A 13,182-nucleotide genomic window follows, 5' to 3' on the forward strand; every position below is an offset into this window, starting at 1 on the left:
AATTCAAGTTTATTTAAAATGGAACACTATTTGTACCTTTAAATATATAACTGACTAATTATGAAAAGAATAGTATTTACCATCGCTTTAGGAATGTTACTTTTTGCTTGCGGAACTAGTAAAAAAAACATTAAAAATGATAAAGAACTACCAGAACATGCAGTAAGAATTGCAAACGATAGTTTAGAATATGAAATTATAATTATTGATATAGGATTTGATACTTATTTAAATTCTGTTGCCAAACCAATGAATTTTTATTCTCAAAATTTCTATGAAACAAAAAACAAATTTTATGTAACCGAATGGAACATAAGAGTTAGAAATCCTCAACGATTCAATCCATCTATCTATGAAAATGAAATAGACTATAATTTTTTTACAGACTATGGCTTAGAAGTAAATTACAAATTATATAATTACTTTAAGTTTGTTGAATACAAATACAAACAGCGTTTCCCTATTTCTAGAAATTTTTAGATATAAAAAGAAAAGCCAGCAAATTGCTGGCTTTCCTTTTATGCATTATTTCTTGTAACTACCCTTTTGTTACTTTCTTAATGTTAACTTTTACATCTTTTAAAGCTTCTATTTGTTTTTTCACAGATTCTTCTGTTCCTTCAAAAACAACCTCTTCAACTAAAGATTTTCCATTTTCAGAAGTAGTTGTAACTACAGTAGCTTTTACCGTTCCATCATCATTAGATTCCATTTCAACTTTTACTTCTTTTGTTACTTGCTCGGCTACTAATTCAGTAGCATCACTTTGAGATGAATAATCTGCTAATTTAACTGAATCTAAAGCAATACTTGGTGCAATTACCAAAGCAACAACCGACATTAACTTTAATAAAATATTTAATGAAGGCCCAGAAGTATCTTTAAAAGGATCACCAACAGTATCTCCAACAACTGCAGCTTTATGAGCATCTGTTCCTTTTCTACCATCTTCTTCAATCATTTTTTTGGCGTTATCCCAAGCTCCACCAGCATTTGATTGAAAAATTGCCATTAACACACCACAAGTAGTAACACCCGCTAATAATCCTCCAAGCATTTCTGCTCCTCCAAGAAAACCAATTGCAACTGGAACTGCAATTGCTAATAAACCTGGTAAAACCATTTCTTTAATTGATGCTTTTGTTGAAATATCAATACATTTTCCGTAATCTGCAACTCCATCGGCAGCATCAAATATTTTTCTATCTTCAGCAGAAGCTTTGGACATATCTGAGTCATACTTACGCATAACTCCTAAGGCCGCCTTTAATTCAGGAATATCTCTAAATTGGCGACGAACTTCTTCAATCATTGCCATAGCAGCACGACCTACAGCGTTCATAGATAAAGCAGAAAAAACAAATGGCAACATTCCTCCAATTAATAAACCGGCCATAATATCAGGTCTAGAAACATCAATAGTTTTTACATTTGCTGTTTTCATAAAAGCGGCAAATAAAGCTAAAGCAGTTAACGCAGCAGAAGCAATTGCAAATCCTTTACCTACAGCTGCTGTAGTATTTCCAACAGCATCTAATTTATCTGTACGTTCTCTAACTTCGCTTGGTAATTCTGCCATTTCAGCAATACCACCAGCATTATCACAAATTGGTCCGTATGCATCAACTGCTAATTGGATTCCTGTATTTGCTAACATTCCTACTGCTGCAATTGCAATACCATATAAACCCGCAAAATAATGAGAAACCATAATAGCAGCTGCAATTAAAAGAATAGGAATCATTGTAGACATCATTCCAACTCCTAAACCAGCAATAATATTTGTTGCTGCTCCGGTTTCTGATTGTTTTACTATAGACATTACAGGTTTTTTACCAGTTCCTGTATAATATTCTGTAATTTTACCAACACCTAAACCAGCAATTAAACCAGCAATTGTTGCCCAAAATACACCCATAGCTCCAAAAGGTAAACCTTCTACAGTTTGTGGTATTAATGCATTAATTATAAAATAAGATGCTACAATCATTAATCCTGCGGAACCAAACTCCCCAATATTTAATGCTGTCTGTGGGTTTCCTCCATCTTTTACCTTTACAAAAAATGTTCCCAATATAGACATTACAATACCAACAGCTCCAAGAACTAAGGGCAAGTAAACAGCCCCTAAACCATCAAAATTAGGTGTTAAAATAAAAGCTCCCAACACCATTGTACCAATAATAGAACCTACATAAGATTCGAATAAATCGGCTCCCATACCTGCAACGTCTCCAACATTATCACCAACGTTATCTGCAATAGTGGCTGGATTTAAAGGATGATCTTCTGGAATACCAGCTTCAACTTTACCAACTAGGTCAGCTCCAACATCGGCTGCTTTGGTATAAATACCACCACCAACACGAGCAAATAACGCAATTGATGAAGCCCCTAATGAAAATCCTGAAAGTACATTTAATACCATTGATAAATTTTCGGCTCCAGACCACATTGATTGATATAACATAAATAAACTACTCAATCCTAAAATACCTAAACCTACAACACCTAAGCCCATTACAGCACCACCAGCAAAAGCAACTTCTAAAGCTTTACCTAATGAAGTCCTTGCTGCTTCTGTTGTTCTAACATTTGCTTTTGTGGCTACCCTCATTCCTATAAAACCTGCTAATGCCGAACAAATAGCACCAACTATAAATGATACTGCTACCATTCCATTAGAACCTGTTTCATTTGTTCCTTTAAAAAATAGTAAGATTGCAACTGCTACAACAAAAATAGCTAGAACCTTATATTCTGCTTTTAAAAAGGCCATTGCACCTGTTGCAATATTTTTGGCTATTCTTGCCATTTTTGCATCTCCTTCATTTTGTTTTGATACCCAAGCATTTTTTATAAAAACAAAAGCTAAAGCAACTAACCCGAAAACGGGCAAAAATTTTACTAATAATTCCATTTGAATATTTGTTAGTTTTAATTAAATATTTGATTTCGCTAAAAATAGTAAAATGAACCTTATAAAAAAAACCACCTTTAAAAATTAAAGATGGTTCAATATTATTAAAAAAATCTTATGAATATTATATCGTAAAGGTTCTTTTCTTTTTATGTTCACTATTATCGTACCTTTCTACACATTCATTGTAAATCTTAATTGCAGCTTCTGCATTTCCCCATCCACCAGTATCAACTTTTTTCTTCTCTAAATCCTTATATACTTGGAAAAAATGTTCAATTTCCATAAGTCTGTGAGGATTTAAATCTGAAATATCTGCTCTCTTACTCCAAATTGGATCGGACACAGGAACACAAATAATTTTCTCATCAGGTCCTTTTTCATCCGTCATGTAAAAAACACCAATTGGTCTAACTTCCATAACAACCATTGGGTATGTTGGTTGGTGACCTAAAACTAAAACATCTAATGGATCCGAATCTAAAGCTAAGGTTTCTGGTATAAATCCATAATCTCCAGGGTACATCATAGATGAAAATAACATTCTATCGAATCTAATTTTGTGAAGTGTAAAATCATATTCATATTTATTTCTACTTCCTTTCGGTATTTCAATTAACACATCAAATGTTATTGTTTTTTTTGCTTTAGCAGTCATTTTTTTTATTTTTTAATTTGTGCAAAAATACAAAAATCATATTCTTTGCCACTTATTTTTGTAACGATTTTTAAAAGTGGAATCCAAAAGCACCCTTTACGGCAAAATTATTTGCATTTGGAACATTTCTATGGTTCCCTCTCCAGCTAAAATCAATTCTAAAGACCTTAAAAATATTCCCTATTCCCACACTATATTCATAATATCCTTTTGTTGGCGCTACATAATTTATATTTGAAGCATTTAAAGCTCTATTTTTATCTGAAATTTCACCAATAACACCCTTAACACCAACAATTTCTCTTAAATTTAATTTTCGAATTAATGGAATTCTCGACAAAAATCTTCCATTAAAACTATGTTCAATATGGAGTGATGCATAAGTATCCGTTACAAATTCATAATAATCAAGTAATGAATACGTGTTTTCAATAGTAAAATACGATTGATTTCCAGGTACTACATTTAATAACCCTAATGGAACTTCTCCAAATGTTTTACCTACTTCAAATGTTGTAAACATTCTACCAAAACCACCAATTAATATTGGCTGTCTATAATAAAATTGTATCCTTTGATAATCAAAATCACTATTTATAACCCCTTTTATTCCTTGAGAATAATTTAAAAATAATGTTGAGTATGTATCTGTTACCTCGTTACGCTCAACTCCATAACCTATAGTTTTTCTATTTGGCGTATATTTAATTGAAAAATTAACTTCGGATTGTATAACATCTGATTTACTTATAGTATTTGCTTTATCAACCCAATAATCTAAATTAAATGTTTCTGGAGATGCAGATTCTAATGTTCTATATGATGCGCCTAATTTAAACTCAAGGTTTTTCCAAGGTTCAATAGACATATAAAAATTAGATAAATTAATAGAAGTTAATTTACTATTGTCTCCACTTGCAAAAAACGAAGAAGAAGCAAAACTCCTTCCTAATACATCATTTGTAGTTGTTAAACTTACTCCTATTTGCTCTACATCTCTTCTATTTCCTCCACCAATTATAAACCTACTTTTGGGGTTTAGCATCCATTTACCGGATAATCCATATTTAAACTTGTCGTCATCAAATCCATATGCTGTATAACCTTGTAACCTCCAAGGTTCGTTACCTCCTAAATAAGTTCTTCCTCCAACTCTTAAACGCAATCCTTCAACATCATTTTTTCCAATTGTAGAATAAATGGATCCAAAATCGAACTTGTTAAACTCAATATATCCGGAACCTAAAATTGAAATCGCATTGTAAATCTTTTTGAACTTTGGCACCGTTGTTAGAGTATCTAACATTTTGTAGATACCTAATTCATTTTTATTCAATTTCTCTTGCCTACTTTCTTTCCAAAATTCATCCTTTTTATTATAAATTTTATCGTCATAAACATTTATACTTTTTGTATAAAATTTTGATGGTTTCTCTTCGTCAAATTTATAATCCTTGTACATAGTTGTTCTTCTTCCATATACTCCTTTTGATTTATCTTTTTTATTCAAACTAAAATCGGATAACATATAATCTCTTTTTAATAAAAAAACAGAGTCATTCAAAACATCAAATTCTTGTTCAATATAAATATCTTTTACCCAGTTAATATTAGCGCTTCGAGTGGCTTGCATATTAATTTCTTTTATGGCGAAAGTTGAGTCATTTACCCAAAAATCTCCTTTAAAAGTTAATTCGCTTTTTCTACGCGGATAATATAAAATATTGTAGCACCATTTATTATCAATATAAGCACTATCGGTTAACACGTAATTATAGGTAGAAACTCCTGATGCTTTTGATATTGGACTAACAAAACTCTTGTCGAAAATTTTAATATAACTATCATAAATATCATAGTCTACATATAAATCTTTAATAAATGCAATTACATTTTGATTTGAATTAAATCCTGAATTTTTATTTGCAACTAAATCTTCTCGAAGTTTATGTCCATCCTTATTTTTACCATAAGAATTATATACAGATTCATTAATAAAAATTGGTAAAAAAGCTTTTCCTGTAATTCTAGAAGTATCTATACTATTAAAAACAAACTCCATTCCTTTAAAAAGTTTATTTTTCATTAAAACACTATCCACATTATTCATATCAAACTCCAACTTTTCATACTTTTCGTACTGATATTGATCAAATAGGTGTATTCCATTTCTACGTTTTTTCTCCCAAACCTTTTTCAATATCTCAATTGCCGGATTTCCTTTTTTCTTAACCTTTCCAGTATAAATAAAAACCTCCTTTAACTGTGATGCGGATTCATTTAAAACAATTTTTAAATTAAAATCGCGACTTTTAACTACAATAGTTTTAGTCTCGTAACCTAAAAATGACACTTCTATTTCATTGTAATTTTTATCAGATTCAAGATAAAATTTTCCATTTTCATCTGAAACCGTACCTGTAGTAGACCCAACAAATAAAATATTTGCAAAAGGAATTGACTGGTTCTCAGAATCTAAAACAACTCCGCTTATTTTAACCTGTGAATAAACAACAGTGCTAAACATTAAAACCAATGTGTATATAATTTTTCTCATAAATAAAAAATTCCTTTCAGATTGAAACCTGAAAGGAATTACTAACGCAATTTTTATACCTTTATTTTATGTACATTACATCTTTAACAGCTTTAACAACATCGTTAAAGTTTGGCAACCATTCTTCCATTAAAACTGGAGAATATGCTGCAGGAGTATCAGCTGTTGTTATTCTTCTAACTGGTGCATCTAAATAATCAAATATATTTTCCTGTACTTGGAAAGTAATTTCAGATGAAACACTAGCAAATGGCCAAGCTTCTTCCAAAACAACTAATCTATTTGTTTTTTTAACTGAAGTAAAGATAGCTTCAAAATCCATTGGTCTTACTGTACGCATATCAATAATTTCACAAGAAATTCCTTCTTTTTCTAGAACATCTGCTGCTTTATAAGCTTCTTTTATAATTTTACCAAAAGAAACAATAGTTACATCAGTACCTTCTCTTTTAATATCTGCCACTCCAATTGGAATTAAATATTCACCTTCTGGTACCTCCATTTTATCTCCGTACATCTGCTCCGACTCCATAAAAATAACAGGATCATTATCTCTTATAGCAGATTTTAATAAACCTTTTGCATCATATGGGTTGGACGGCACAATAACCTTTAATCCTGGTGTATTTGCAAACCAATTTTCAAATGCTTGAGAATGAGTAGCTCCTAATTGACCTGCCGATCCTGTTGGACCTCTAAATACAATAGGACAATTTAATTGCCCACCTGACATTTGTCTAATTTTTGCCGCATTATTAATAATTTGGTCAATACCAACTAATGCAAAGTTAAATGTCATAAACTCAACAATAGGTCTATTTCCATTCATAGCAGCTCCAACAGAAATTCCTGCAAAACCTAATTCGGCAATTGGAGAATCAATAACTCTCTTTGCGCCAAATTCATCTAGCATTCCCTTTGAAGCTTTATATGCACCATTATATTCCGCAACTTCTTCTCCAATTAAAAAGATGGATTCATCTCTTCTCATTTCTTCACTCATTGCTTCACAAATAGCTTCTCTAAATTGTAATGTCTTCATTATATAATTTTTAAGGAATTGCAAAAGTAAGCAATTCTATAATTACTGTCAAAAAAATAATTGTTTTTAAAAAATACTATGCGCGCATAGTATTTTTTAAAAAAAGTAGTATATTCGTAAAAATTAAATGTGTAAGTCATTAATTTTATATTCAAAATCTAAAAAAATATCAAAATGAAAATATTAGTTTGTATTAGTCATGTTCCGGATACTACATCAAAAATAAATTTTTCGGAAAACAACACAAAATTCGATAGTAACGGCGTTCAATATGTAATAAATCCATATGACGAATTTGCCTTAACACGAGCAATGTGGTTTAAAGAAAAACAAGGAGCTACAGTTACAGTTGTAAATATTGGAAATGCTACAACCGAACCCACATTACGCAAAGCATTGGCCATTGGTGCTGATGAGGCTATTAGAGTAAATACTGAAGCAATTGATGGATTTGCAGTTGCAAAAGAAATTTCTGAAGTTGCAAAAAATGGAGGTTTCGATATAATTTTAGCTGGAAAAGAATCTATTGATTACAACGGAGGAATGGTTCCTGGAATGGTCGCCACGTTACTCAATTATAATTTTGTAAATGCCTGTATAGGACTAGAAATTGAAGGAAATAAAGCAACAATTTCAAGAGAAATAGATGGAGGAAAAGAACTTTTATCATGCAATTTACCAATTGTTATTGCAGGTCAAAAGGGACTTGTTGAAGAAAAAGATTTAAAAATTCCGAATATGAGAGGTATTATGATGGCTCGTAAAAAACCACTTACAGTAGTTGAACCAGTAAACAACGAATTAAAAACGTCAACAAATTCATTTGAAAAACCAGCAGCAAAATCTGCGTGTAAAATTGTAGATAATGTAGATGAATTAGTTAATTTATTGCATAACGAAGCAAAAGTAATATAAAATATTATGTCTAATTGGTTGAATAATTAATCAACTTTAATAAAATCAACAATTGAACAATTAAACAATTAAAACAAAAAAATATGTCAGTTTTAGTTTTTGCCGAATCAACTTCGGAAGGAAAATTCAAAAAATCTTCGTTTGAAGTTACTTCTTACGGAAAAAAAATAGCAGAACAATTATCAACAAACTTAGTGGTTTTAACTATCAATGCCACTGAAAACGATTCATTATATAACTATGGAGCAGAAAAAGTTTTGAATGTCTCTAAAACCAATTTAACTTCTTTTAATGCAAAAACATATGCATCCATTATTAAACAAGCCGCAATAAAAGAAAACGCTAAGGTAGTAATAATTGATTCTAACATTAATGGACTTTATTTAGCGCCTATTGTGGCTGTAAAATTAAATGCAGGTTATGCGAGTAATGCGGTGGAAATTCCAAGTTCGGTTTCGCCTTTTACAGTTAAACGAAAAGCATTTTCAAATAAAGCCTTTAACAATTGTACAATTTCTACAGAAATTAAAATAGTTGGGTTGGCCAAAAATTCTTACGGAGTTGTTGAAAATTTGGTTTCAGGAACAACTGAAGATTTTTCTCCTGAAATAGCTGAAAGCAATATAAAAGTTGAATCGGTTGAACAAACAACTGGAAAAGTAACTATTGCAGATGCCGATATTGTTGTTTCTGGTGGTAGAGGTTTAAAAGGACCTGAAAACTGGGGAATGGTTGAAGAATTAGCAACTATATTAGGAGCTGCAACTGCATGTTCAAAACCGGTTTCTGATTTGGGATGGAGACCTCATAGTGAACACGTTGGACAAACAGGTAAACCCGTTGCTTCAAATTTATATATTGCAATAGGAATATCAGGAGCTATTCAACATTTAGCAGGTATAAATTCTTCTAAAGTTAAGGTTGTTATTAATACAGATGCCGAAGCTCCATTTTTTAAGGCCGCAGATTATGGTATTGTTGGAGATGCTTTTGAAGTGATACCTAATTTAATAGAAAAGTTAAAAGAATTTAAAGCAAATAACGCATAATTTTATTAAATTGTGCCTCTTAACAAGGCTGTCTAATTATTGGCATAATTGTCCTTTGATTAGACAGCCTTTTTTGCTAATTTTAACTTATGAGTTTAGTTCGTCTAAATATAAAGGGAATATCTTATAGTCAAACACAAAGTGGTGCTTATGCTTTGGTTTTAAGTGAAGTAAATGGTAATAGAACATTACCAATAGTTATAGGTGCTTTTGAAGCACAATCTATTGCAATTGCATTAGAAAAAGAAATAAAACCTCCACGTCCATTAACCCACGATCTTTTTAAAACATTTGCGGATAGATTTAAAATTACTATTAAACAAGTTATTATTCATAAATTAGTTGATGGTGTTTTTTATTCAAGCTTAATTTGTGAAAGCGATGAAATTGAAGAAATTATAGATACTCGAACTTCAGATGCCATTGCTCTTGCAACAAGATTTAACGCCCCAATTTTTACTTATGAAAACATTTTAGATAAGGCGGGTATTTATCTTAAAATGAAAGATGAATTAAATCCTGCGGTTGAGGATGAGCTTGAAATTGAAAAAATAATTGAAAAACCAGAAACTGAAAAAGAATCAACTTTTTCAGGAGATAGTTTAAAAGAATTAAATGAGAAACTAAGCCAAGCCGTTTTAAATGAAGATTATGAGTTAGCAGCCAAAATTCGTGATGAAATAAATAAACGCACAACTTAACAAAAAACAAAATATGTTTAAAAAAATTGGGCTTTTTGCCCTTCTATTTTTTAGTCTACTCTCTGCTAATGCACAAGATTTAACAGCATCAACATTAATTGAAAATCAAGGTTTTTCTTTTAACTCGTTATGGCGAGGAGTTTTAGGAATGATTTCCTTGTTGGTAATAGCCTATTTATTTAGCAACAACCGAAAAGCAATAAATTGGAAAACTGTTGGAGCTGGTTTAACAGCTCAGTTATTAATTGCAGTTGGCGTATTAAAAGTTCCTTTTGTTCAAGCTATTTTTGAATTTGTTGGTGGAATATTTACAAATATTTTAGATTATACATCAGCAGGAAGCGTATTTTTATTTGGTGATTTAATGAATATTGAATCCTATGGATTTATTTTTGTTTTTCAAATATTACCAACAATAATTTTCTTCTCGGCGCTTACATCATTATTATTTTATTTAGGTGTAATTCAAGTAATAGTTAAAGGAATGGCTTTACTTTTAACTAAATTATTAAAAATTTCCGGAGCTGAAAGTTTATCTGTTGCAGGTAATATATTTTTAGGACAAACAGAAGCTCCTTTAATGATAAAAGCCTACTTGGAACGCATGAATAAATCCGAAATACTACTAGTTATGATTGGTGGTATGGCAACTGTTGCAGGAGGAGTTTTAGCTGCCTACATTGGTTTCTTAGGAGGTAATGACGAAGTACTACGTTTACATTTTGCCAAACATTTACTTGCCGCATCAGTTATGGCTGCCCCTGGAGCAATTGTAATTTCCAAAATGTTATTTCCCCAAACCGAAAAAATTAATACTGATGTAAAAGTATCGCAAGACAAAATTGGATCAAATATATTAGATGCCATTGCAAACGGTACTACCGAAGGTTTAAAACTTGCCGCAAATGTTGCCGCAATGTTATTAGTATTTGTAGCTATAATTGCAATGTTAAACGGAATTTTAGGTTGGGTTGGAGACATTACAAATCTTAATGCTTGGATGGCATCAAATACGCCGTACCAATCTTTTTCATTAGAATCAATTTTAGGGACAATTTTCGCACCATTAATGTGGCTAATTGGTGTTGCAACTGAAGATATTATGTTAATGGGACAACTACTAGGTATTAAACTTGCTGCGAGTGAATTTGTTGGATATATTCAACTCGCTGAACTTAAAAATGTTGCCAACGTAACACACCTTACTTATAACAAATCTGTAATTATGGCAACCTATATGCTTTGTGGGTTTGCCAATTTTGCTTCCATTGGTATTCAAATTGGAGGTATTGGTTCACTAGCTCCAGGACAAAGAAAAACATTATCCGAATTCGGTATCAAAGCTTTAATTGGAGGTTCAATTGCATCGCTTTTATCAGCAACTATTGCAGGAATGATAATTGGGTAAATTTTAAAAGGTTGTTTATTAATAGAAAAGAAGATTATACCAATTAAACACCTAAACAAATAAACGTAAATAATGAAACAATATTTAGATTTAATAAAACACGTTCAAAAAAATGGAACTTTAAAAGAAGATAGAACAGGCACTGGTACCAAAAGTATTTTCGGTTACCAAATGCGATTTGACTTAAATGAAGGTTTCCCAATGGTAACTACTAAAAAATTACATTTAAAATCTATTATTTATGAATTATTATGGTTTTTAAAAGGTGATACTAACATTGCGTATTTACAACAAAATGGAGTTAAAATATGGGATGCCTGGGCAAACGAAAATGGTGATTTAGGACCTGTTTATGGCCATCAATGGCGCAATTGGAACAGCGAAGGAATTGATCAAATTAAAGAAGTAATTAACACTATAAAAACCAATCCGGACAGCAGAAGAATGTTGGTTTCGGCTTGGAATCCAAGTGTATTACCTGACACCTCTGTTTCATTTTCTAAAAATGTAGCCAATGGTAAAGCAGCCCTTCCTCCTTGTCATGCATTTTTTCAATTTTATGTAACTGATGGAAAGTTATCTTGTCAGTTATACCAAAGAAGTGCCGATATATTTTTGGGCGTACCATTTAATATTGCTTCTTATGCCCTATTAACAATGATGATGGCGCAAGTTTGTGATTTACAATATGGAGATTTTGTTCATACTTTTGGAGATGCCCATATCTATACCAATCATACCGAGCAAATTGAGTTACAATTATCACGTGAGCCAAGAGCATTACCAACAATGAAAATAAATCCAGAAATTAAAAATATTTTAGATTTCAATTTTGAAGATTTCACATTAACAAATTATAATCCTCACCCACATATTAAAGGCAAAGTTTCGGTATAAATTTTTACGATTTTAAAATTAGAAATTGCTAAATATTTAACAATTTTAAATGATACTACTAAAATTTAATTTTAGTAACTTTATTATTGCTCAATAAAATTTTATAAAAATGAATAATGAACAGCACGAATTATATGAAAATGCGAGAAAACGTACGAAGCAAAAAAAACGCTTGTACTATCATTTTGTTTTGTTCCTAGTAGGTTCTGTATTTTTAATTGCATTAAATAAACTATTAAAGGTAGGAGAAACTTACTTCGAAAATTGGTTTGTTTGGGCTATAGTTTTTTGGTTATTTTTATGGATATTACATTTTGTAAACGTATTTGTAACAAACAAGTTTATGGGTAAAGATTGGGAACGACAACAAACAGAAAAGCTTGTTTTAAAACAAGAAATTAAAATTGCAAAATTAGAGAAGGAAATCGCACGAGAAGCCAAATTAAAAGCTGAAAGCGAAGAATATGCTGATGAATTAAAAAAAAAGGAAAATCAACAACTGAACGACAAGGAAAACAAATGATAACAATTATAGCAGCAGTTGCAGAGAATAATGCTTTGGGAAAAAATAATCAACTCATATGGCATTTACCTGCAGATTTAAAAAGATTTAAACAAGTTACTTTAAACCATAATGTTATTATGGGAAGAAAAACATTTGAGTCACTTGGAAAACCTTTACCAAATAGAACTAATATTGTTATTACAAGAAATAACCAGTATAAGGCCGAAAATTGCATAGTTGTAAACTCGTTAGAAGAAGCTCTAAAAGTTTCGAAAAATGATGAAAACCCATATATTTTAGGTGGTGCTGAAATTTATTCTCAAGCAATAAAAATTGCTGATAAATTAGATTTAACTTTTGTCCATCACACATTTAATGCTGATGCCTTTTTTCCTGAAATTGATAAATCAATATGGATAGAAAGCTCAAGACAAGATTTTAAGGCCGATGATAAAAATAACTATGATTATAGTTTTGTGTCCTTTATTAGAAAATAAAAAAAAGACCTCATTAAAATGAGGTCTTTTTAC

Annotated in this window: 12 protein-coding genes; 8 read left to right on the top strand and 4 right to left on the bottom strand. The window is 31.0% G+C overall.

What is annotated here, in order from left to right; translation table 11 throughout:
• Positions 1-60: 60 nt before the first annotated feature.
• Positions 61-480, top strand: a complete 420-nt coding sequence (locus Q0776_RS11805) for a DUF6146 family protein (RefSeq protein WP_298368439.1) — start codon at positions 61-63, stop codon at positions 478-480.
• A gap of 58 nt (positions 481-538) precedes the next feature.
• Here the strand turns inward: Q0776_RS11805 and Q0776_RS11810 are convergent, their stop codons facing one another.
• The 4 genes from Q0776_RS11810 to Q0776_RS11825 all read right to left on the bottom strand — a co-directional run bounded on the left by Q0776_RS11810 (position 539) and on the right by Q0776_RS11825 (position 7,177).
• On the bottom strand, positions 539-2,920 hold the full coding sequence (locus Q0776_RS11810; protein WP_298368440.1) for a sodium-translocating pyrophosphatase: 2,382 nt from the start codon (positions 2,918-2,920) through the stop codon (positions 539-541).
• Positions 2,921-3,044: 124 nt separating this feature from the next.
• Positions 3,045-3,578, bottom strand: a complete 534-nt coding sequence (locus Q0776_RS11815; protein ID WP_298368441.1) for an inorganic diphosphatase — start codon at positions 3,576-3,578, stop codon at positions 3,045-3,047.
• A gap of 70 nt (positions 3,579-3,648) precedes the next feature.
• A complete protein-coding gene (locus tag Q0776_RS11820) occupies positions 3,649-6,135 on the bottom strand; it encodes a DUF5686 and carboxypeptidase-like regulatory domain-containing protein (RefSeq protein ID WP_298368442.1) in 2,487 nt (828 codons plus the stop codon).
• 61 nt (positions 6,136-6,196) lie between these two features.
• A complete protein-coding gene (locus tag Q0776_RS11825) occupies positions 6,197-7,177 on the bottom strand; it encodes a pyruvate dehydrogenase complex E1 component subunit beta (protein ID WP_298368445.1) in 981 nt (326 codons plus the stop codon).
• A 174-nt stretch (positions 7,178-7,351) separates the two neighbouring features.
• Here Q0776_RS11825 and Q0776_RS11830 point away from each other — a divergent pair, with 174 nt between their 5' ends.
• The 7 genes from Q0776_RS11830 to Q0776_RS11860 all read left to right on the top strand — a co-directional run bounded on the left by Q0776_RS11830 (position 7,352) and on the right by Q0776_RS11860 (position 13,149).
• A complete protein-coding gene (locus Q0776_RS11830; protein WP_298368447.1) occupies positions 7,352-8,092 on the top strand; it encodes an electron transfer flavoprotein subunit beta/FixA family protein in 741 nt (246 codons plus the stop codon).
• Between the two features lie 83 nt (positions 8,093-8,175).
• A complete protein-coding gene (locus Q0776_RS11835; RefSeq protein ID WP_298368449.1) occupies positions 8,176-9,141 on the top strand; it encodes an electron transfer flavoprotein subunit alpha/FixB family protein in 966 nt (321 codons plus the stop codon).
• Positions 9,142-9,230: 89 nt separating this feature from the next.
• Positions 9,231-9,842: a bifunctional nuclease family protein gene (locus Q0776_RS11840; protein WP_298368450.1), complete on the top strand. Its 612-nt coding sequence runs from the start codon at positions 9,231-9,233 to the stop codon at positions 9,840-9,842.
• A 13-nt stretch (positions 9,843-9,855) separates the two neighbouring features.
• On the top strand, positions 9,856-11,250 hold the full coding sequence (locus tag Q0776_RS11845) for a nucleoside transporter C-terminal domain-containing protein (protein ID WP_298368452.1): 1,395 nt from the start codon (positions 9,856-9,858) through the stop codon (positions 11,248-11,250).
• A gap of 72 nt (positions 11,251-11,322) precedes the next feature.
• Positions 11,323-12,147 (top strand): thymidylate synthase, encoded by an 825-nt coding sequence (locus Q0776_RS11850; protein WP_298368454.1) that lies wholly within the window; start codon positions 11,323-11,325, stop codon positions 12,145-12,147.
• Between the two features lie 109 nt (positions 12,148-12,256).
• Positions 12,257-12,670, top strand: a complete 414-nt coding sequence (locus Q0776_RS11855) for a 2TM domain-containing protein (RefSeq protein ID WP_298368457.1) — start codon at positions 12,257-12,259, stop codon at positions 12,668-12,670.
• Complete coding sequence (locus tag Q0776_RS11860) at positions 12,667-13,149, top strand: dihydrofolate reductase (protein WP_298368459.1); 483 nt, start codon at positions 12,667-12,669, stop codon at positions 13,147-13,149. The genes Q0776_RS11855 and Q0776_RS11860 overlap by 4 nt, the downstream gene beginning before the upstream one ends.
• Positions 13,150-13,182 lie beyond the last annotated feature (33 nt).

This window comes from uncultured Lutibacter sp. (genome assembly GCF_947495725.1).
Classification (GTDB): Bacteria; Bacteroidota; Bacteroidia; order Flavobacteriales; family Flavobacteriaceae; genus Lutibacter.